The sequence below is a fragment of the Tsukamurella hominis genome (assembly GCF_965137015.1).
Lineage (GTDB): Bacteria > Actinomycetota > Actinomycetes > Mycobacteriales > Mycobacteriaceae > Tsukamurella > Tsukamurella hominis.
Genome location: NZ_CBCRZG010000002.1, coordinates 105,141 through 125,989, shown reverse-complemented (window position 1 = coordinate 125,989; position 20,849 = coordinate 105,141). Strand labels below are relative to the sequence as shown.

Annotated in this window: 21 protein-coding genes; 8 read left to right on the top strand and 13 right to left on the bottom strand. The window is 71.2% G+C overall.

Annotation, left to right across the window (positions count from 1 at the left end; genetic code table 11):
• Positions 1-7 precede the first annotated feature (7 nt).
• The 9 genes from era to hrcA all read right to left on the bottom strand — a co-directional run bounded on the left by era (position 8) and on the right by hrcA (position 8,197).
• Positions 8-952: a GTPase Era gene (gene era, locus ACM9LD_RS03130; protein ID WP_415675332.1), complete on the bottom strand. Its 945-nt coding sequence runs from the start codon at positions 950-952 to the stop codon at positions 8-10.
• The gene (locus ACM9LD_RS03125) at positions 949-1,272 is read right to left on the bottom strand and encodes a cytidine deaminase (RefSeq protein WP_415675331.1); all 324 of its coding nucleotides are present in this window, start codon (positions 1,270-1,272) and stop codon (positions 949-951) included. The genes era and ACM9LD_RS03125 overlap by 4 nt, the downstream gene beginning before the upstream one ends.
• Positions 1,269-2,591, bottom strand: coding sequence for a hemolysin family protein (locus tag ACM9LD_RS03120; RefSeq protein ID WP_415675330.1), 1,323 nt, complete (start codon positions 2,589-2,591; stop codon positions 1,269-1,271). Before ACM9LD_RS03120 ends, ACM9LD_RS03125 begins: the two co-directional genes overlap by 4 nt.
• Before the next feature lie 2 nt (positions 2,592-2,593).
• On the bottom strand, positions 2,594-3,133 hold the full coding sequence (ybeY, locus tag ACM9LD_RS03115) for an rRNA maturation RNase YbeY (protein WP_224646494.1): 540 nt from the start codon (positions 3,131-3,133) through the stop codon (positions 2,594-2,596).
• Positions 3,130-4,188, bottom strand: a complete 1,059-nt coding sequence (locus tag ACM9LD_RS03110; protein ID WP_415675329.1) for a PhoH family protein — start codon at positions 4,186-4,188, stop codon at positions 3,130-3,132. Before ACM9LD_RS03110 ends, ybeY begins: the two co-directional genes overlap by 4 nt.
• Before the next feature lie 112 nt (positions 4,189-4,300).
• Complete coding sequence (locus tag ACM9LD_RS03105) at positions 4,301-5,020, bottom strand: alpha/beta hydrolase family protein (protein ID WP_415675328.1); 720 nt, start codon at positions 5,018-5,020, stop codon at positions 4,301-4,303.
• A gap of 57 nt (positions 5,021-5,077) precedes the next feature.
• Complete coding sequence (locus tag ACM9LD_RS03100) at positions 5,078-5,854, bottom strand: 16S rRNA (uracil(1498)-N(3))-methyltransferase (RefSeq protein ID WP_415675327.1); 777 nt, start codon at positions 5,852-5,854, stop codon at positions 5,078-5,080.
• 6 nt (positions 5,855-5,860) lie between these two features.
• Entirely contained in the window at positions 5,861-7,027 is a 1,167-nt protein-coding gene (dnaJ, locus tag ACM9LD_RS03095; RefSeq protein ID WP_415675326.1) for a molecular chaperone DnaJ, read from the bottom strand.
• Positions 7,028-7,162: 135 nt separating this feature from the next.
• Positions 7,163-8,197, bottom strand: coding sequence for a heat-inducible transcriptional repressor HrcA (gene hrcA / locus ACM9LD_RS03090; protein ID WP_415675325.1), 1,035 nt, complete (start codon positions 8,195-8,197; stop codon positions 7,163-7,165).
• Between the two features lie 60 nt (positions 8,198-8,257).
• Between hrcA and ACM9LD_RS03085 the strand changes: the two genes are divergently transcribed.
• From ACM9LD_RS03085 to ACM9LD_RS03075, 3 genes are all read left to right on the top strand, one after another.
• The gene (locus tag ACM9LD_RS03085) at positions 8,258-8,611 is read left to right on the top strand and encodes a type II toxin-antitoxin system VapB family antitoxin (RefSeq protein ID WP_224646486.1); all 354 of its coding nucleotides are present in this window, start codon (positions 8,258-8,260) and stop codon (positions 8,609-8,611) included.
• A gap of 12 nt (positions 8,612-8,623) precedes the next feature.
• Entirely contained in the window at positions 8,624-9,256 is a 633-nt protein-coding gene (locus tag ACM9LD_RS03080; RefSeq protein ID WP_415675324.1) for an SIMPL domain-containing protein, read from the top strand.
• 66 nt (positions 9,257-9,322) lie between these two features.
• A complete protein-coding gene (locus tag ACM9LD_RS03075; RefSeq protein WP_415675323.1) occupies positions 9,323-10,069 on the top strand; it encodes an SIMPL domain-containing protein in 747 nt (248 codons plus the stop codon).
• 15 nt (positions 10,070-10,084) lie between these two features.
• Here the strand turns inward: ACM9LD_RS03075 and hemW are convergent, their stop codons facing one another.
• Entirely contained in the window at positions 10,085-11,257 is a 1,173-nt protein-coding gene (hemW, locus tag ACM9LD_RS03070) for a radical SAM family heme chaperone HemW (RefSeq protein ID WP_415675322.1), read from the bottom strand.
• Positions 11,258-11,516: 259 nt separating this feature from the next.
• On the opposite strand from hemW, the gene ACM9LD_RS03065 reads away from it, so the two are divergent.
• The 5 genes from ACM9LD_RS03065 (at position 11,517) to ACM9LD_RS03045 (ending at position 17,718) form a co-directional block, all read left to right on the top strand.
• The gene (locus tag ACM9LD_RS03065; RefSeq protein WP_415675321.1) at positions 11,517-13,241 is read left to right on the top strand and encodes a nitrite/sulfite reductase; all 1,725 of its coding nucleotides are present in this window, start codon (positions 11,517-11,519) and stop codon (positions 13,239-13,241) included.
• Positions 13,238-13,984 (top strand): phosphoadenylyl-sulfate reductase, encoded by a 747-nt coding sequence (locus ACM9LD_RS03060; RefSeq protein WP_415675320.1) that lies wholly within the window; start codon positions 13,238-13,240, stop codon positions 13,982-13,984. Before ACM9LD_RS03065 ends, ACM9LD_RS03060 begins: the two co-directional genes overlap by 4 nt.
• Positions 13,981-14,922, top strand: coding sequence for a sulfate adenylyltransferase subunit CysD (gene cysD, locus ACM9LD_RS03055; RefSeq protein ID WP_068521305.1), 942 nt, complete (start codon positions 13,981-13,983; stop codon positions 14,920-14,922). The genes ACM9LD_RS03060 and cysD overlap by 4 nt, the downstream gene beginning before the upstream one ends.
• Complete coding sequence (locus ACM9LD_RS03050; protein ID WP_415675319.1) at positions 14,922-16,199, top strand: sulfate adenylyltransferase subunit 1; 1,278 nt, start codon at positions 14,922-14,924, stop codon at positions 16,197-16,199. Before cysD ends, ACM9LD_RS03050 begins: the two co-directional genes overlap by 1 nt.
• Before the next feature lie 190 nt (positions 16,200-16,389).
• On the top strand, positions 16,390-17,718 hold the full coding sequence (locus ACM9LD_RS03045) for an MFS transporter (RefSeq protein ID WP_415675318.1): 1,329 nt from the start codon (positions 16,390-16,392) through the stop codon (positions 17,716-17,718).
• A gap of 31 nt (positions 17,719-17,749) precedes the next feature.
• Here ACM9LD_RS03045 and ACM9LD_RS03040 read toward each other — a convergent pair whose 3' ends face one another.
• The 3 genes from ACM9LD_RS03040 to cysW are packed head-to-tail and all read right to left on the bottom strand — an operon-like array spanning position 17,750 to position 20,829.
• Positions 17,750-18,994 carry a GNAT family N-acetyltransferase gene (locus tag ACM9LD_RS03040; RefSeq protein WP_415675317.1) on the bottom strand — a complete coding sequence of 415 codons (1,245 nt, stop codon included), beginning with the start codon at positions 18,992-18,994 and terminating at the stop codon, positions 17,750-17,752.
• A 28-nt stretch (positions 18,995-19,022) separates the two neighbouring features.
• Positions 19,023-20,021 (bottom strand): sulfate/molybdate ABC transporter ATP-binding protein, encoded by a 999-nt coding sequence (locus ACM9LD_RS03035; RefSeq protein ID WP_415675316.1) that lies wholly within the window; start codon positions 20,019-20,021, stop codon positions 19,023-19,025.
• Positions 20,011-20,829 carry a sulfate ABC transporter permease subunit CysW gene (gene cysW, locus ACM9LD_RS03030; protein WP_415675315.1) on the bottom strand — a complete coding sequence of 273 codons (819 nt, stop codon included), beginning with the start codon at positions 20,827-20,829 and terminating at the stop codon, positions 20,011-20,013. Before cysW ends, ACM9LD_RS03035 begins: the two co-directional genes overlap by 11 nt.
• Positions 20,830-20,849: the final 20 nt, after the last annotated feature.

The following is a 20,849-nucleotide window of genomic DNA, read 5'->3' as shown; positions in this document are numbered from 1 at the left end:
CCGGGCTCTAGAAGCCCAGGCGGCCCAGTTGCTTCGGGTCGCGCTGCCAGTCCTTGGCGATCTTCACGTGCAGGGACAGGAAGACCTTCCGCCCGAGCAGCTTCTCGATCTCGCCGCGCGCGGCGGTGCCCACGGACTTGAGCCGGGCGCCGCCCTTGCCGATGATGATCGCCTTCTGCGAGCTCCGCTCGACGTAGAGCAGGGCATGCACCTCGAGCAGGCCGGGCTTGCCGGTCTTCTCCTGCGCGGGCGTCTTCTCCCGCTCCACGACCTCCTCGATCACCACGGCCAGCGAGTGCGGCAGCTCGTCGCGGACGCCCTCGAGCGCGGCCTCGCGGATGAGCTCGGCCATCATCGTGTCGTCGTCGGTGTCGGTGATCTCGTCGTCCGGGTAGAACGCGGGGCCGGGCTTCATCTTCGACGCCAGCAGCTGCACCAGGTCCTCGACCTGCTCCCCCGACGTCGCCGACACCGGGATCACGTCGCTGTTCTCGCCGAGGAACTTCGACACGGCCAGGAGCTGCTCGGCGACCTTGTCGCGGCCCACCTTGTCGATCTTGGTGACCACGCCCATCAGGGGCGTGCGGGGCGCCATGTGCCGCATCTGTTCGAGGATGTACTTGTCTCCGGGGCCGATCTTCTCGTCCGCCGGGATCGTCAGGCAGATCATGTCGACCTCGGAGTAGGTGTCCCGCACGAGGTCGTTGAGGCGCTGCCCGAGAAGGGTGCGCGGGCGGTGCAGGCCCGGAGTGTCCACCAGCACCAGCTGACAGTCCGGCCGGTTGACGATGCCGCGGATCGTCGAGCGGGTGGTCTGCGGGCGCGAGCTGGTGATCGCCACCTTCGTCCCGACCAGCGCATTGGTCAGCGTGGACTTGCCCGTGTTGGGCCGCCCCACGAAACACACGAAGCCGGACCGGAAGTCCTCGGGGGTCTGGATCTCTTCGGTCACGTCAGGGCCTCTCCCCGTGCGTCGAACAACAGGACCGGTGCCGCGGTGGACACCTCGTGCAGGGCGGCCACGCCGGCGTCGGCACCGTCGGCGGAGCCCACCAGGACGGCGGCCTCGAAGCCCTCGGCCCCGGAGCTCAGCGCCGTCGCGACGGCCACCTGCAGCCCCGTCAGCGTCAGGGAGGTCAGGGCGACGGGGGCACCGGCGTAGGTGCGCCCGTCGAGGTCCCGGACCGCGGCGCCGTGCGCGGCGCCCGCCCGGGCCATCGCGCCGCGCGCGAGGGTCACCAGCTTGCGGTCCTCGTCGGATGTCTCGGTCACGCCGGCTCCTTCTCGTCGTTCGCGGTCGCGTCGTCGTCCGACGGTGCCGCCTCCTCGCCGTCGGCGCTGCGCACCAGGACCGTGGAGATCCGCACGCGGCCGCGCCGGTCGGTGGCGCCCTCGGCCTCCAGCAGCAGGCCGTGCGCCTCGACCTCCGAGCCCGGCAGGGGCACGCGGCCCAGCGCCAGGCCGAGGAGGCCGCCGACGGTGTCGACCTCGTCCTCCTCGATCTCCTTGTCGAAGAGCTCGCCGAGCGTCTCCAGGTCGAGCCGGGCGGACACCCGGAACACCCCGTCGCCGAGCTCCTCCACCGGCGCGACCTCGCCGGAGTCGTACTCGTCGGTGATCTCGCCGACGATCTCCTCCAGCACGTCCTCGATGGTCACCAGGCCGGCGATGGAGCCGTACTCGTTGACCAGGACGGCCATGTGGTTGTTGGTGTGCTGCATCTCGCGCAGCAGCGCGTCGACGGGCTTCGAGTCGGGCACGAAGACCGCCGGTCGGGCCATGCGGCCCACCGCGATGGCGTGGCGGTCGGCACCGTCGGGCAGGGCGACGAGATCCTTGAGGTAGACGACGCCCCGCACGTCGTCGACGTTCTCCCCGATGACGGGGATGCGGGAGTGCCCGGAGCGGACCGCGAGCCGGGTGGCCTGCGAGACGGACTTGTCGGCCTCGATCCACACCATCTCGGGGCGCGGCACCATGACCTCGCGCGCGGCGGTGTCGCCGAGCTCGAAGACGGACTGGATCATCTTGCCCTCGTCCTCGTCCACCACGCCGCGCTGCTGCGCGAGATCGACGAGCTCGCGGAGCTCGACCTCCGTGGCGAACGGGCCGTTGCGGTAGCCGCGGCCGGGCGTGATGGCGTTACCGAGCAGGATCAGCAGGCGGGTGATCGGGCCCATGAGGATCGCGATCGCCTGCAGCACCACCGCGGCCGAGCAGCCCAGCGTGTACGCGTGCTGCCGGCCGAGGGTGCGCGGCCCGACGCCGATCAGGACGTAGCTGACCACCGTCATCACGGCCGCGGTGACGACCGCCGTCGACACCGTGGACAGGTAGCGGTCGAGCACGAGGAAGACGAGGACGGTGGCCAGGACCTCGCACGCGGTGCGCAGGAGCACCACGAGGTTGACGTAGAGGGGCCGGTTGACGAGGACGCGCTGGAGGCGCTTCGCACCCGGACGGCCCTCCTCCACCAGGTCCTCGACGCGCGCCGGGGACACCGTGATCAAGGCGGAATCGATCGCCGCGAACAGACCGCCCAGGAAGACCAGGGCCACGACGCCGACGATCAGCAGGATCGACGAGGACACGCTCAGTCCCGCCGCCCCAGGAAGCCGGTGCGGCCGAGCAGCTTCTCGTCGCGCGCGGATTGGCGGGCGCGACGCTCCTGGTCGCGCTGCTGCGCGTAGTACTCGGCGAGGATGCTGTCCTGGAGCGCGAACATCTCACGCTCCTCGTCGGGCTCGGCGTGGTCGAAGCCCAGCAGGTGGAGCACGCCGTGCACCGTGAGCACGTTCAGCTCGTGGCCCGTGGAGTGCCCGGCGGCGGTCGCCTGCTCCGCCGCGAACTGCGGGCACAGCACGATGTCGCCGAGCGTCGCGGGGCCGGCCTCGACCATGTCCGGGCGGCCGCCCGGGGTCAGCTCGTCCATCGGGAAGCTCATGACGTCGGTGGGGCCGGGCAGGTCCATCCACTTCACGTGGAGATCGGCCATGGTGTCGAGGTCGACGGCGAGCATGTTCAGCTCGGCGCCCGGGTGCACGTCCATCGCGGCGATGGCGAACGCCGCCACCGCCACGACCTCCGCCTCGTCGACGTCGAAGCCCGACTCGTTGGCGAATTCGATGCTCATCGGCGTCCCGGGATGCGTCGCGCGCCCAACTGCGGGCGCTTGGTGGCTTCGAGCTGCTCCTCGAACTGGGCGTAGGCGTCCACGATCTCGGCGACCAGGCGGTGGCGCACCACGTCGGCGCTGGACAGCTCGGCGATGTGGATGTCGTCGATGCCGCGCAGGATGCCCACCGCGGCGCGGAGGCCGCTGGTGGCGCCGCCCGGCAGGTCGACCTGCGTCGCGTCGCCGGTGACCACGATCTTCGAGCCGAAGCCGAGGCGGGTGAGGAACATCTTCATCTGCTCGGCGGTGGTGTTCTGCGCCTCGTCGAGGATGATGAACGCGTCGTTCAACGTCCGGCCGCGCATGTACGCCAGCGGCGCGACCTCGATCACGCCGGCGGCCATGAGCTTCGGGATCGCCTCGGGATCCATCATGTCGTGCAGCGCGTCGTAGAGCGGGCGCAGGTACGGGTCGATCTTCTCGTTCAGGGTGCCCGGCAGGAAGCCGAGCCGCTCGCCCGCCTCGACCGCGGGGCGGGTGAGGATGATGCGGCTGACCTGCTTGGACTGCAGCGCCTGCACGGCCTTGGCCATCGCGAGATAGGTCTTGCCGGTGCCCGCGGGGCCCACGCCGAAGACGATGGTGTGCTCGTCGATCGCGTCGACGTACTTCTTCTGGTTGACGGTCTTGGGGCGCACCGTCTTCCCGCGCCGGGAGATGATGTCGAGGGTGAGCACCTCGGCCGGTGACTCGCCGGAACCGTCGGTCATCATCCCGACGGAGCGGCGCACCTCCTCGGGACTGACGGCGACGCCGCTGCGCACGGCGGCGAGCAGCTCGGCGAGGACACGTTCGGCCAGCGCCACGTCGGCGGGACGGCCGGACAGGGTGATCACGTTGCCGCGGGCGTGGACGTCCGCGTCGAGCGCGCTCTCGAGCGCCCGGAGGTTCGCGTCCGCGGGGCCGAGCAGTCCGAACGTCAGCTCGATGGGGATCTCGACGGTGGACCGCGCCGGCGTCACTGCCTGGGCGGGGCTGTCGGAACTGGTGGGGTCTGGCACGCGGTGCGTCAATCCTTGTCTCGGCGGTCACCGCGCCTGACGGTGCGGATACGCCCAGTTTAGTACCGCTCACCCCCGGAAGGCCCGTGGGTTTCGCCCGGGGCGGATCCGCCCCGGCACGGCGTCACCGCGCGGAGAGCTCCTCGATCGCCGCGAGCGTCGCCTTGTGGCCCTTCGAGCCGGGCTCGAGGAAGTCGTCGTGGCCCTCGCCCTCGATCATCGTGAGCGTCGCGTCCATGCCGTTCTCCTGCGCCTGCGAGAGGAACCACTCGGACAGCTGGTAGGGCACCTGCTCGTCGAGCCGGCCGTGCAGGGCGCGCACGCGAGTGGTGAAGGGCATCGCCGCGACGGGGCTGGCCTGCGCGAAGGTCCGCTTGATCAGGCGCTGGTTGGCGTTCGGGGCGAGGTCGAACAGCAGGCGCATCGACTGGTCGCCGTCGCCGCGCTCGATGAGGTCGAGGACGCCGCCGCGGGAGATCACGCCCAGCAGGTCGGGGCGCTGCGCGGCGGCCCACACGGCCAGGGTGGCGCCGGCGCTGTGGGCGGCCACGATGTGCCCGGCGCCCTTGGCCAGCTTGTCGGTGCCGTAGTCGATCGCCGCGAGCACGTCGTCGCCGAGGATCGGCCAGACGACGCCCGGCTCGCCGACGCGGCGGTACTCGACGTTCCACACCGGGTAGCCGCGGTCGTTGAGGTCCTTGGCGACCTTCGACTCCATCGTCATCGAATACAGGTTCCGCCAGTAGCCGCCGTGCACCAGGGTGATCAGGGGCTTGTCGGCGTCGCCCGGGTAGAAGTGCCCGTGCTGCGATTCCTCGCTGCCGTAGAAGATGCGACGCGCCATCGTGTCCGAGCACTCCTTCGTCCCAGCCGCCGGCCGGCACCCCGCCGGTCCGGTCGATCAGTCCGGCGGCGTGCCGGACCATCTGTCGGTCATCACTCCCAGAGCACCCAGGGCGACGGCGGCGGCGGTGGAGGTCCGCAGCACCGTCGGGCCGAGGAGCGCGGGCTGCGCACCCATCCCGACCAGGGCATCCAGTTCCTCGGGGCTGATTCCGCCCTCCGGCCCCACCACGATAACGATGGTTCCGGTTACTGAGAAGTCAACCTCGCCGAAAGGGACCGCCGAACCCTCGTGCAAGACAACTACATTCGCATCCATACTGGTGAGTAACGGAACGAGTTCCCGCGTGGTCACCAGGCCGTGGACCTCCGGAACATACGCTCGCCGTGCCTGTTTCGCGGCCGAGCGGGCCACGGCGCGCCAGCGGGCGACGCCCTTCTCGGCCTTGCCGGAACCCTTGCCGCCGGACCCTCCACCGTCCCACCGGGAGACGCAACGGGACGCCTGCCACGGGATGATCGCGTCGATCCCCGCCTCGGTGGCGAGCTCGACCGCCAGCTCGGAGCGGTCCGACTTCGGCAGCGCCTGCACCAGCACCACGCGCGGCGAGGCCGGGGGCACCGTCCAGGTCTCGACGCAGCGCACCGTCACATCGGCCTTGCCGACCGCGATCGCGGTGCATCGGGCGAAGCCGCCGGCACCGTCGGAGAGGACGAGCTCCTCGCCCGTGCGGACGCGCCGCACGGCCGCGGCGTGCCGGCCCTCGTCGCCGGAGAGGAGGTACTCCTCGCCCGGCCCGGGCAGCGACTCCGCGAGGAAGACGGTGGCCGCCACCTGCGGCTACCGCCCGGCGAAGGTGTCGCGCAGGCGCGAGAAGATGCCGCCGCCCTGGTCCTGGCCGCCGCGACGGGCGGCGTGCGGGCCCTCGCCCGGGAAGAGCGCCTTGAGCTCGCGCAGCTTCTCGGTCTGCTTCTTGTCCAGCCGCGCCGGGATCGCCACGTCGAAGTGGACGACGAGGTTGCCGCGCACCTGCGAGTTGACCTGGGGCATGCCGTGGCCGCGCAGCACCGTGGTGTCACCCGTCTGGGTGCCCGCGGGCACGTCCACGGTGAGCTCGCCGTCGATGACGGTGGGCACGGTGACCTCGGCGCCCAGCGCCGCGTCGAACATCGGCACCCGCGCGGTGACGTGCAGCGTGCTGCCGTCGCGGGTGAGGTACTCGTGCTCGGTCTCGGTGACCTCGACGTAGAGGTCGCCGGCGGGGCCGCCGCCGGGGCCCACCTCGCCCTGCCCCGCGAGGCGCACGCGCATGCCGTCGCCGACGCCGGCGGGGATCTTCACGGTCAGGTTGCGGCGGGTGCGCACGCGGCCGTCGCCGCTGCACTTGCTGCAGGGGTTCTCGATGACCTCGCCGGCACCCGAGCAGGTGGGGCACGGCCGCGAGGTCATGACCTGGCCGAGGAAGGACCGCTGCACGGACTGGACCTCGCCCGCGCCGTGGCAGGTGGGGCACGTCGACGGCTTGCTGTCGCCCTCGGTGCCGGCGCCCTGGCACTTGTCGCAGAGGATCGCGGTGTCGACGGTCAGCTCGCGGCTCACGCCGTTCGCGCACTCGTCGAGGTCCAGCTCCATGCGGATCAGCGCGTCGTTGCCCTCGCGGACCCGGCCGCGAGGGCCGCGTCCGCCGCCGCCCATGCCGCCGCCGAAGAAGGCCTCGAAGACGTCGCCGAGGCCGCCCCCGCCGAAGCCGCTGAAGCCGCCGCCGCCGAAGCCGCCGCCACCGGGCGAGCTGTCGAGCGGGTCACCGCCCATGTCCACGACGCGCCGCTTCTCGGGGTCGCTGAGCACCTCGTAGGCGTCCGAGACGTCGCGGAACTTCTCCTGCGCCGCGTCGTCGGGGTTCACGTCGGGGTGCAGCTCGCGGGCGAGCTTGCGGTACGCGCGCTTGATCTCCTGGTCGGAGGCCTTCGAATCGACCCCGAGGATGCGGTAGTAATCACGTGCCACTGCGGCGAATCCCTCTAACGTATGGACGACAATCAGCGGACCTGCTCGGACCGCGCTCAACCCATGATTCCACCACACCGCCCGATCGGACCATTCGCGCAGGTCACCCCGCCGCGAATCATGCGCGGACCGGCATCAGCGCTCCCCGAGCACCTCGCCGACGTAGCGCGCGACCGCGGCGACGGAGGCGATCGTGCCCGGGTAGTCCATGCGGGTGGGCCCCAGCACGCCGAGCCCGCCGAAGACCGCGCCGGGCGCGCCGTAGCCGGTGGAGATCACCGACGCGCCGCGCAGATTCTCGTCCTGGGTCTCCGAGCCGATCGCGACCGACACCGTGCCGGGCTGCTGCCGGGCGGTGAGCAGCTTGAGGACCACCACCTGCTCCTCCAGCGTCTCGAGCACGCTGCGCAGCGAGCCGGAGACGGCGTCGAAGTCGGCGGCGTTGCGGGTGAGGTTCGCCGTGCCGCCCAGCACCAGCCGGTCGTCGGCCCGCTCGACGAGCGTCTCGACCAGCACCGTCGACACCCGGATCACCGCGTCGCGCAGGTCCCGCGGCGCGAGCGGCGCCAGGTCGGCGACGCCCATCGAAGCGTCCGGGATCAGCTTGCCGTGCACCGCCGCGCCGAAAAGCTCGCGCAGCCGGGACAGGTCCTCGTCGGAGGCGGGGCCACCCAGCTCCACCAGGCGCTGCTCGACGCGGCCCGAGTCCAGGATCACCACGAGCAGCAGGCGCGTCGGCGCCAGCGCCACCACCTCGAGGTGACGCACCCGCGCGGAGCTGATCACCGGGTACTGGATCACCGCGACCTGCCGGGTGAGCTGGGCGAGCAGGCGCACGGACCGCTGCAGCACGTCGTCGAGGTCGACGCCGGTCTCCAAGAACTGCAGAATGGCGCGCCGCTCGGCCGAGGACAGCGGCTTGATCTGCGCGATCCGGTCGACGAACTGCCGGTAGCCCTTCTCGGTGGGGATGCGCCCCGAGCTGGTGTGCTGCTGCGTGATGTAGCCCTCGGCCTCGAGGACCGCCATGTCGTTGCGGACCGTCGCGCTGGAGACACCCAGCTGGTGGCGGTCGACCAGGGCCTTCGAGCCGACGGGCTCGTGCGTCTCGACGTAGTCGGCCACGATCGCCCGGAGCACCTCGAAGCGCCGGTCCTCCGTCGTCGACATCGCGCCGTCCTTTCTCCTGTGGACTTCGAATGTCCAGCTTACGCGGGCTAGAGTCGAGCCGTGATCTTCAAGGGCGTACTCGACGGGAAGCCGTACCCCGATCACGGCCTCACCGCCCGCGACTGGTCGCAGATCCCGCCGCAGCAGGTGCGGCTGAGCGCGATCGTCACCACCACGACGGTGCTGGCGCTGGACCGCCTGCTCTCCGAGGACTCCACGTTCTACGGCGACCTGTTCCCGCACGCGGTCGAGTGGAACGGCGACCTCTACCTCGAGGACGGGCTGCACCGCGCCGTGCGGTCCGCGCTGCGCGGCCGCGAGGTCCTGCACTGCCGCGTGCACGCGCTCCCGCCCGGCACTCCGCCGCGTCCGGCATCCTCGGGGAGGCACGGAAAGCACGCCCGCCAGGACTGAGAGGACTCCCCCATGTCGCGCACCATCCGCCTGACCGGGTCCGGTATCGCCACCGCCACGCCCGACGTCGTCGTCGCCCACATCGGCGTGGAGTTCCGCGCGGCCGACGTCGCGAGCGCCTTCTCCGGGGCGGGCGAGGCGGCGCGCGCCGTGGTCGCCGCGGTCCGCGCGGCCGGGGTGGCCGAGGGCGACGTCGCCACGTCGAACGTGGGCCTGCAGGCCGTCGAGACGGGACCGTGGGAGGACCGCCGGCTGGAGGGCTACGCCGCCAGCGAGTCGCTCACCGTCACCATCCGCACCGTCGGCGGCGCCGCCGCGGTGCTGCAGGCCGCCGCGACCGCCGCGGGTGACGCGGCCCGGATCCAGTCCGTCACCTTCGCCCTGTCCGACGGTGCCGCCCCCGCCGCTGCGGCGCGCGAGGCGGCGTTCGCCGACGCGAAGGCGCAGGCCGAGCAGTACGCCGCACTGTCGGGCGACGCCCTCGGCGCTGTGCTCTCGATCGCTGACGATCCGTCGCCGGCGGGCCCGCGGGCGGAGGTGCACTTCGCGGCCAAGTCCGTCGCCGCGGCGCCGGCGGGTCCGGCGATGGAGGCCGGCGAGCGCCACGTCACCGCGCGGGTCACCGTCGAATGGGAGTTGGTCTAACCGTCCGTTCGTTGTCGTAACGGGCGATCCGCTGCGGCGGCGCGCCCCCGCTGCCACGCTGGGACCATGGCGAACCCGACATCCAGCACAGCACGGAAATTGCGAGTCACCGGCGTCGCGCTCCTCGCGACGGTCGCACTGGGCGGGACGGTGACGGCCTGCGGCTCGTCGAGCACCTCCAACGACTCCCCGCGCGAGATCACAGCCGTCGGCACGGGCGACGCCTCGGGCAAGCCGGACGTCCTCACCGTGGAGCTGGCGGTCCAGCACCAGGCGGGCGACGTGACGACCGCGCTCAACGACGCCTCGGCGAGCGCGCAGAAGGTGATCGACGCGGCCGGCGCCAACGGCGTCGACAAGAAGGACGTCGCCACCGCGAACGTGCGGGTCAATCCCCGCTACGGCACCGACCGGCAGATCACCTCGTACGAGGCGACGCAGTCGCTCACGGTGAAGGTTCGCAAGCTGGAGTCCGCGTCGAAGCTGCTCGGCGACCTCGCGACCGCCGGCGGCGACGCGACCCGGATCAGCTCGGTGGGCTTCGACATCGAGAACGACTCCGCCCTCAAGGCGACGGCCCGCGACAAGGCCTTCGCCGAGGCCAAGAGCCGCGCGGAGCAGTACGCCAAGCTCTCCGGCGGCAAGCTCGGCGAGGTCCGCACGGTCACCGAGGGCGCGGCCGCCCGGCCCACGACGACCCGGCAGTTCTCGGCCCCCGACTCCGCTCCGGGTGTCGCCGCCGCGCCCGTGCCGATCGAGTCCGGCGAGCAGTCGCTCACCGTGACGGTGACGGTGGTCTTCGCGCTGTCCTGATCGGGCCCGCGCCGCTCAGTCGAGGATGCGGCGCACGACCCCGTCGGCGAGCAGCCGCCCGGCGTCGGTCAGCACGTACGCGCCAGCGCCCCGGCGCAGGTTCCCGACGACGACCTCCGCGTCGGCGCGGGCGGCCTCGTCGGGCCGCAGCACCGACAGCGGGATGCCGGACCGCATGCGCACGCGCAGCATCACGTCCTCGATGTGCCGGTCCTCGTCGGTGAGCACCTCGTACCCCGCGATCGGCAGTGCCCCGCCGGCGACGGCCTCGGCGTACCGGGCGGGGTGCTTGACGTTCCAGACCCGCGTCCCGGCCACGTGACCGTGCGCGCCGGGCCCGGCGCCCCACCAGTTCGCGCCCTCCCAGTACAGCTCGTTGTGCCGGCACCGCCCCGTGTCCGAGCGCGCCCAGTTCGACACCTCGTACCAGTCGAAACCCGCGTCCCGCAGGGCACCGTCGAGCATCTCGTAGCGGTGGGCGAGCACGTCGCCGTCGGTGTCGGGCAGTTCCCCGCGCCGGATCCGGCGGGCCAGCGCCGTGCCGTCCTCGACGATGAGCGCGTACGCGGAGACGTGGTCGACGCCCGCGTCGAGCACCGCGTCGAGCGAGGCCCGCAGGTCGTCGTCGGACTCCCCCGGCGTGCCGTAGATGAGGTCGAGGTTCACGTGGTCGAAGCCCGCGGCGCGGGCCTCCTTCGCTGCGGCCACGGCCCGCCCGGGCGTGTGCGATCGGTCCAGCACGCGCAGCACGTGGGCGGCCGCCGACTGCATGCCGAGCGAAACCCGGGTGAAGCCCGCCTCCCGCAGCCGCGCGAAGAACTCCGGCGAGGTGGACTCGGGGTTCGACTCCGTGGTCACCTCCGCGTCGTCCGCGAAGGTGAAGTGCCGGCGTGCGGTGTCGAGCAGGGCGGCCAGGCCGTCGCCGCCCAGGAGCGACGGGGTGCCGCCGCCGACGAAGACCGTCGACACTTCGGCGTCGCCGAGCGCGCGGCGGGCCAGCGCCAGCTCCCCGTCGATCGCCTCGGCCCACGCCTGCGGGGACGTCGAGGCGCCGAGCTCGCCGGCGGTGTAGGTGTTGAAGTCGCAGTAGCCGCAGCGCGTCGCGCAGAACGGAACGTGCAGGTACAGCCCGAACGGCGTCGCGGCACCGTCGAGCCGGCTGAGCTCAGGGGTCGAGGGCGCGGGCACACGTCCAGTCTGGCAGGTCCGCCGACCACGGAATTTCGTGCACCGGTGAGCCGAACCCGATTCCTCGTTTCCGCCCAGCCGGTGGCACAATGATCTCGATGGATGGACAGGGTGAGCTGCTGGCGTCGCGCCGGCACATCGATTACCTGCGGGTCTGCAGCAGCGGCTGTCGGGCCTGATTCCCGACGCCTTCTCTCCGCGTCGAGCCCCGGAAGCGCCACCAGCCCGGCGCGCCATCCCATGAATCCCAGGAGTCTCCATGACGTCGATCGCCGACGCCCCTGTCCCCTCCTCCGCTGACGCCGCCCCGACGCGGCCGGCGCGAACGCGCCCGGTCAAGCGCAAGTCGGAGGGCCAGTGGAAGCTGGGCTACCGCACGCCGCTCAACGCCAACGAGCAGACCAAGCGCGACGACAACCCGCTCAACGTGCGCGCCCGGATCGAGAACATCTACTCGAAGCAGGGCTTCGATTCCATCGACAAGGCCGATCTGCGGGGCCGGATGCGCTGGTGGGGCCTGTACACGCAGCGCGAGCAGGGCTACGACGGCACGTTCACCGGCGACGAGAACGTCGACCTGCTCGAGGCCCCGTACTTCATGATGCGGGTGCGCTGCGACGGCGGGAAGCTCGACGCGGCGCAGTTGCGCGCCCTCGGCGGGATCTCCGAGGAGTTCGGACGGAACACCGCCGACATCTCGGACCGCGAGAACGTCCAGTTCCACTGGATCGAGATCGAGAACGTCCCGGAGATCTGGAAGCGCATCGAGGCCGTCGGCCTCAAGACCACCGAGGCCTGCGGCGACTGCCCGCGCGTGGTGCTCGGCTCCCCGTTGGCCGGCGAGTCCTTCGGCGAAGTGCTCGACCCGTCGCCCGCGATCGACGAGATCGTGCGCCGCTACATCGGCGACCCGAAGTACTCGAACCTGCCGCGCAAGTTCAAGACCGCCATCTCGGGCCAGCAGGACGTGGTCCACGAGATCAACGACGTGGCCTTCATCGGGGTCGAGCACCCCGAGCACGGCCCCGGCCTCGACCTCTGGGTCGGCGGCGGCCTCTCGACGAACCCGATGCTCGCGCAGCGCGTGGGCGCGTGGATCCCGCTCGACGAGGTGCCCGACGTCTGGGAGGGCGTGGTCTCGATCTTCCGCGACTACGGCTACCGCCGCCTCCGCAGCAAGGCCCGGCTGAAGTTCTTGGTCAAGGACTGGGGCATCGAGAAGTTCCGCCAGGTCCTCGAGGACGAGTACCTCGGCCGCAAGCTGATCGACGGCCCCGCGCCGGAGCAGCCGGAGCGCCCCATCGACCACATCGGTGTGCAGAAGCTGCGCAACGGCCTCAACGCGGTCGGCTTCTCGCCCATCGCCGGCCGCGTCTCGGGCACCGTCCTGACGAAGGTGGCCGACGCGATGGAGCGGGTCGGCTCCGACCGCGCCTCGTTCACGCCGTACCAGAAGCTCATCGTCCTCGACGTGCCCGACGATCAGGTCGACTCCCTGATCGACGAGCTGGCGCCGCTGGGCCTGCAGGGCCGGCCGTCGATCTGGCGCCGCAACCTCATCGCCTGCAGCGGCATCGAGTTCTGCAAGCTCTCCTTCGTGGAGACCCGCAAGCGCTCACAGGTGCTGGTGCCCGAGCTGGAGCAGCGGCTGGCCGACATCAACGCGCAGCTGGACGTGCCGATCACGGTGAACATCAACGGGTGTCCCAACTCGTGCGGCCGCTCCCAGATCGCCGACATCGGCTTCAAGGGCCAGCTCGTGGACGACCACGAGGGGAATCAAGTCGAGGGCTTCCAGGTTCACCTTGGTGGAAGCCTCGGGCTCGACAGCGGGTTCGGCCGCAAGCTGCGCCAGCACAAGGTGCTGTCGACGGACCTCGGGGACTACATCGAGCGAGTGGTGCGGAACTTCGTGTCGCAGCGCGAGGCCGACGAGCGCTTCGCGCAGTGGACGCTCCGGGCCGCGGAGGAGGACCTGCGATGACCGCACGAGCGGACGCGGCGACACAGTCACCGTCGAACCCCCTGACCGGACGCGACGCGGACGAGCTCCGCGCGCTCGCGGAGCGCGCGTCGAAGGAGCTGGAGGGCGCGGATGCGCTCACCCTGCTGCGGTGGACGCTGGACACCTTCGGCGAGGACTTCGTCGTCGCGTCGAACATGCAGGACGGGGTGCTGGTGCACCTCGCCAAGCAGGTGCAGGACCGGCCCAAGGTGCTGTTCCTCGACACCGGCTACCACTTCCCCGAGACCATCGGCATGCGCGATGCGGTCGAGGCGATCTACGAGGTGGAGCTGCTCAACGTGACGCCCGCGCAGAGCGTCGGCGAGCAGGACGCCACCGTCGGCAAGGACCTGTTCGCGACCGATCCGGCGCAGTGCTGCAACCTGCGCAAGGTCGTGCCGCTGCGCACGACGCTGTCGGGCTACCGCGCCTGGGTCACCGGCATCCGCCGCGTCGAGTCGCCCACGCGCGCCAACGCGCCGTTCATCTCGTTCGACGAGGGCTTCGGCCTGCTGAAGGTGAACCCCATCGTCGACTGGTCCGATGAGCAGATGCAGCGGTTCATCGAGGAGAACGGCATCCTCGTGAACCCGCTGGTCGACGAGGGCTACCCGTCGATCGGCTGCCAGCCCTGCACCAACAAGCCCGCCCCGGGTTCCGATCCTCGAAGCGGCCGCTGGGCCGGTTCGACCAAGACAGAATGCGGACTGCACGCCTCATGACCATCACAGAGCCCACGGAGCCGATCGTGTCCACTGGCGACCCCACCGAGTTCAGCACGCTCGACGCGCTGGAGTCCGAGGCCATCCACATCTTCCGGGAGGTCGCGGGCGAGTTCGAGCGGCCCGTCATCCTGTTCTCGGGCGGCAAGGACTCGACGGTGCTGCTGCACCTCGCGGTCAAGGCCTTCTGGCCCGCGCCGCTGCCCTTCGCGCTGCTGCACGTGGACACCGGCCACAACCTGCCCGAGGTGCTGGACTTCCGCGACCGGATGGTGGAGAAGTACAACCTGCGGCTGCACGTGGCCAAGGTCGAGGACTACCTCGCCGACGGTCGCCTCGAGGAGCGCGCCGACGGTATCCGCAACCCGCTGCAGACGGTGCCGCTGCTCGACGCCATCTCGGAGAACCGGTTCGACGCGGTCTTCGGCGGCGGCCGGCGCGACGAGGAGCGGGCCCGCGCCAAGGAGCGGATCTTCTCGCTGCGCAACGCCTTCGGCCAGTGGGACCCGAAGCGCCAGCGCCCCGAGCTGTGGAACCTGTACAACGGCCGGCACGCGCCGGGCGAGCACGTGCGGGTGTTCCCGATCAGCAACTTCACCGAGCTCGACATCTGGCGCTACATCGCGCGTGAGGACATCGAGCTGGCCTCGATCTACTACGCGCACGAGCGCGAGGTCTACTCGCGCGACGGGATGCTGATGACGTCCGGCGTGTGGGGCGGCCCGCGCGAGGGCGAGGAGGTGCGGACCCTGTCGGTGCGCTACCGCACCGTGGGCGACGGCTCGACCACGGGCGCGATCGAATCCACCGCGTCGAACAACGAGCAGATCATGGCCGAGGTCGCCGCGTCGCGCCTCACCGAGCGCGGCGCCACCCGCGGCGACGACCGCGTCTCCGAGGCCGCGATGGAAGACCGCAAGAAGGAAGGCTACTTCTGATGAGCAGCGCCCCCGCGCTCCTGCGCCTCGCCACCGCGGGCTCCGTCGACGACGGCAAGTCCACCCTCGTCGGGCGCCTGCTCTACGACACGAAGTCGGTGCTCGCCGACCAGATCGACGCCGTGACCCGCGCGTCGGTCGACAAGGGCCTCGACACCCCGGACCTGTCGCTGCTGGTGGACGGCCTGCGCGCCGAGCGCGAGCAGGGCATCACCATCGACGTGGCCTACCGCTACTTCGCGACGCCCAACCGCTCCTTCATCCTCGCCGACACCCCCGGCCACGTGCAGTACACGCGCAACACGGTGTCCGGGGCGTCGACGGCGCAGGTCGTGATCCTGCTGACCGACGCGCGCAAGGGCGTCATCGAGCAGACCCGCCGGCACGCCGCCGTGCTGTCGCTGCTGGGCGTCCCGCGCCTGGTCCTCGCGGTGAACAAGATCGACCTGGTCGAGGATCCGGCATCGGTCTTCCAGGAGATCTCCGCGGAGTTCCGCGCGCTCACCGGCTCGCTGGGGTGGTCCGACGACGCCGTCCACGCCATCCCGGTGTCGGCGCTGCACGGCGACAACGTCGCCTCGCGGTCGGACCAGACGCCGTACTACGACGGCCCGTCGCTCATCGAGCACCTCGAGTCGATCCCGACCGACCCGGACACGAAGCCCATCGGCTTCCGCTTCCCGGTGCAGTACGTGATCCGGCCCCGCACGCCCGAGTACCCCGACTACCGCGGGTACGCCGGGCAGGTGGCCGCCGGCACGGTCGACGTGGGCGACGAGGTGCTCGTCCTGCCCGCCGGCACCCGCAGCCGCGTCGAGCGGATCGACACCGCCGACGGCGAGCTCGCCTCGGCGCACACGGGCCGATCCGTGACGGTGATTCTCGCCGACGACGTGGACGTCTCGCGCGGCGATGTGATCGTCTCCGCCGCGGACGCCCCCGAGCCGCGGCAGCAGTTCGAGGCGACGGTGTGCTGGCTCGCCGAGAAGCCGCTGCGCATCGGCGCCCGGCTGCTGCTCAAGCACGGCACCAAGACCACGCAGGCCATCGTCGGCGGGCTGGACGCGGTGTTCGACGAGCAGAACCTGACGGTCGGCGAGGGCACGACGCTGGAGCTGAACCAGATCGGCCGGATCACCATCCAGACCGCGGAGCCGATCGTCGCGGACGACTACGACAAGAACCGGGAGATGGGCTCGTTCCTGCTCATCGACCCCGCGGGCGGCAACACGCTCGCCGCGGGCCTGGTCGGGGACGCCCTGGCCCACCTGGTCTGACAGAACGCCGCAACAGCGCCCGCCGCCTCCTCCGGAGGCGGCGGGCGCTTTCTTGTCGGTTTTGCTGCGAACTCGTAGACATCGGATGTTTAATCGGTCTGGCGCGAGGAGTGGACGCCTCCCCCCTTGTCCCAGCTCCTCGCGCCACCCCGGCCGTACGCCGGATCCCGTCGTTCGCAGGAGTTCAGCCATGCCCGAATCCGGCCAGTCACGCCAACGGAACATCAACCGCACCGCCTGGGCGGGCATCATCGGCAGTGTCGTCGAGTACTACGACTTCACCCTGTTCGGGCTCGCCGCGGCGCTCGTCTTCGGCCCGCTCTTCTTCCCCTCGGCAGACCCGACGACGCAGGTCATCAGCTCCCTTCTGACCTTCGCGATCGGCTACTTCGGGCGGCCGATCGGCGGCCTCCTGTTCAGCCACTTCGGCGATCGCGTCGGGCGCAAGCCCATGCTGGTGATCACGCTTCTGGTGATGGGCGTCGCCACCCTCGCGATCGGCCTCCTGCCCACGTACGAGTCGATCGGCATCGCCGCGCCGATCCTCCTCGCCGCGTGCCGCGTTCTGCAGGGCATGGGTGCCGGAGCCGAATACGTCGGATCTCTGGTGATGATGGCGGAGAGCGGCGAGAAGAAGCGACTCGGGCTCCGCGTCTCGCTCCCCGGCATGGGCGTCTTCGCCGGCATCGTGATCGCCACGGCCGTGTTCGCCCTCATCTCCCTGCTCCCCGACGAGCAGCTGATGAGCTGGGGCTGGCGCCTGCCCTTCCTGATGAGCATCGTCACCCTGGGCGTCGGCCTGTGGATCCGCACGGGCGTCCTGGAGACCGAGGAGTTCCGCGAGCTGAAGAGCGAGGGCGGGATCGCGCGCTTCCCCGTGCTCGACGCCCTCCGCACCCAGTGGCGGGAGATCCTCGTCGGATTCGGCATCAACGGCCCGTACCTGGCCTTCTCCTCGCTGACGCAGGTCTTCCTGCTCTCCTACATCACCAAGACCCTGCACCTGCCGGCGAGCTTCGGCCTCCTCGCCAATCTGGTCGCGTCGACCGGTGCGATCGGCATGACCCCGCTGGCGGGGCACCTCGGCGACACGTACGGGCGCCGGCAGGTGTGGCTCGCAGGGTGCGCGGTGTTCGCCGCCTTCGGCGTCCTCGTCTTCCCCGCGCTCGGCACCGGCAACGAGTTCCTGATCGTCGCGGTGATGGTCCTCGGGATCTCGATCGGCCTGGCCACGTTGTACGCGACGCAGGGTGCGATCCTCACCACCCTGTTCGAGCCGCAGCACCGCCTCAGCGGCGTGATCCTGGTGCGCGAGCCGACGGCGGCACTCATCGCGGGCCCCGCGCCGGCCGTCGCGGCCGCGCTCGTCGCCTCCACGGGCGGCGACCCCTGGCCGGTGGCCGCCGCCTTCGTCATCTGCGCCGCGATCGCTGCGGGAACGGTCCTGCTCGCGTGGAACCGGCTCGGCGCGCGGACCGACTTCTCCGCGGACCCCGCCGCGGCGCAGCCGACGACCTGAGCCCGCCGCGCTCGGACGGCCGGTATGCGCGTCAGAACATCTCGACGGCCCACGCGCGACGTGGGCTGAACAGGAGGAGATCGGCGCGGGCGGCGGCACCGTCGACCAGCTCGCGGACCGACCCGACGGCGACGCGGCGCGACACCGGCTCGTCGGAGAGCCACAGCCTGCCGAGGTCGGTCACGTCGAGCGCGAGGTCGGCGGGCTCGTCGGTGGGCACGCAGGTGCCCGCTCCCCCGTCGGTGGAGATCAGGAACCGCCCGTGCGCCGGGCCGGGACCGGCACCGTCGAAACCCGGATCGGTCACGTCGAGCACGAGCCGGCCCTTCGCGGCGTAGGTGCGGGACGAGAACAGGGCGGACACGTCGAGGGGCCGGATCCACAGGAAGTCGGTGCGGTTCGAGGGCTGCACGGTGCGCGGGTCGGCGGGGACGGCCGTGACGACGTCGTCGAGGGGCCGCTGCGTGGCCTCCACCCAGCGCACCCAGTCGATGCTCATGGCGAAGGACCACAGGTCGCGTTCGGCGGCGGCGTCGACGCCGAGCAGCTCGGTGACCTTGAGCGTGGAGTCGGGGCGGCTGTCGGACCACTTGGGCGCGACGGTGTACGCGAGCACGCCCGCGACCTCGCCACCGCGGCGCAGCACCACCCGCAGGGTCTCGTCGGGCCCGCCGCCGGGCAGCACGCCCGCCGTGCGGCGCAGGTTGATGTCGAGCTTGGACACCCGCCCCGGGAAGTCGAGCAGCTCGCGGATCCGGGTCGACGCCTCCAGGTACTCCTCGCCCCCGGCGTACCGCACCTCGTCGACGGGAGGCCGAGGCAGCCGGCCGCGGTCCACGGCGATCCGGACGTCCGTGGATTCGGTGCTCTGCCCGAAACCGTAGCGGCCGTAAATCGCCTGCTCGGCGGCGATCAGTGTGGCCGCGGGCAGGCCTGCGGCGAGGGCGGCGGCGAGGCACTCGCGCATGTGCCTGCCGAGGATGCCGCGGCGGCGGTGCGTGGGCAGCACCGTCACCGCCGAGATCGCGCGCACGGGCACCCGTGCGCCGCCGACGGCGGTCAGCTCCTGGTCGAAGGAGAGGAAGGTCCCGACGGTCCGCGCCCCGTCGACCGCGACGCGGTGGTCGAGCGAATCCAGCTGCGCCGACACCGCTTCGAGCCACTGCTCGGCGTCGGGCAACCTGCTCTGGAAGCCGATGGACGCGCACTCCTGGAAGCCGAGGAGTTGCTCACGGGTGGTCACGCGCTGGAAGTCGATACCGCTCGAATCGGTCATACCGCCAACATTACCGACGCGCACAACCCTATTTCGGCGCGGCGATCTCCGGCACGTGGGTGGCGCGCACGTACACGTCGTCGCCCTCGGAGAGGTCCAGCGCGGCCGCGTCGCCGCGGGTGATCTGCGCCTGGAAGCGCTCCCCCGTCGCGGCGTTCTTCAACTCGACGCGGACCTCGAAGCCGAGGTAGACCACGCGCTCGACCTCGGCGCGGAGGACGCCCGCCTCCTCGGAGCTCAGCCCACCCGCGCGGGCGAGCTCCGGCGTGCGACCGACGCGGATGTCGTGCGGGCGCACGAGCACGCCGTTGAGCTTCGCCACGGAGCCCAGGAAGGACATGACGAACTCGGTCTCGGGCCGGTCGTACACGTCCGCGGGTGTGCCGACCTGCTCGATGCGGCCCTTGTTGAGCACCGCGATGCGGTCGGCGATGTCGAGCGCCTCCTGCTGGTCGTGGGTCACGATCACGGTGGTCACGTGCACCTCGTCGTGCAGCCGGCGCAGCCAGGACCGCAGCTCATCGCGGACCTTCGCGTCGAGCGCGCCGAAGGGCTCGTCGAGCAGCAGCACCTGCGGGTCGACGGCGAGCGCGCGGGCGAGCGCCATGCGCTGGCGCTGCCCGCCCGACAACTGCGCGGGGTAGCGGCCCTGGAAGCCGGCGAGCCCCACGACGTCGAGCAGGTCGTCGACCTTGGCTTTCACCTTGGCCGCGGGCAGCTTGCGGATCTTGAGCCCGAAGGCGACGTTCTCGCGCACCGTCATGTGCTTGAACGCGGCGTAGTGCTGGAACACGAAGCCGATGTCGCGCTGCTGCGGCGTCGCGTGCGTGACGTCGACGCCGTTGATCTCGACGAGGCCCGAGTCGAGCCGGTCGAGGCCGGCGATCGACCGCAGCAGCGTCGACTTGCCGGACCCGGAGGGCCCGAGCAGCGCGGTCAGCGAGCCGTCGGGGATCTCCAGGGAGACGTCGTCGAGGGCGGCGAAGTCGCCGTAGCGCTTGTTGGCTCCCACCACGTTAATCGTCATCGCGGTTCCTCCTTCGGGTCGCTTCGAGCAGGGACATCGCCACCAGCGCGATGAGCGCCAGCAGCATGAGCAGTGTCGCGGCGGCGTACGCCCCGAAGGTGTTGTAGTCGTCGTGGTTGCGCGAGCTCACCAGCAGGGTGAGCGTCTGCGAGATGCCGGGGAAGTTCGACGAGACCATGAGTACGGCGCCGTACTCGCCCAGGGCGCGGGCGATCGTGAGCACCACGCCGTAGGTCAGGCCCCAGCGGATCGCCGGCAGCGTGATCCGCCAGAAGGTCTGCCAGGCGCTCGCGCCGAGGGTCGCGGCGGCCTGCTCCTGGTCCTGCCCGATCTCGTGCAGCACCGGCTCCACCTCGCGCACCACGAAGGGCAGCGTCACGAAGGTCGTCGCCAGCACCATGCCGGGCAGACCGAAGATGATCCGGAAGCCGAGCGATTCGATGCCGCCGAACCAGCCGCCCACGCCCCACAGCATGATGAGCGCGACGCCCACGACCACCGGCGAGACCGCGAACGGCAGGTCGACGGCCGCCTGCAGCGCGCCCTTGCCGCGGAACTTCCCGCGGGCCAGGGCCAGCGCGACGAGGACGCCGAAGATCACGTTGAGCGGCACCACGATCGCGACGATGAGCAGTGACAGCTGCAGCGCCGAGATCGCCGCCGGGGTGGTGATCCACGCCCAGAACTCGCCGAAGCCGCGCTCGAACGAGCGGTACAGGATCACGCCGATGGGCAGCACAAGCAGCACCAGCAGGTACAGCAGCGCGAACGACCGGAGGCTCAGCACCGTCTTCCTGGAGAGATTCACTCCTGCTCCTCCCTGTGCTC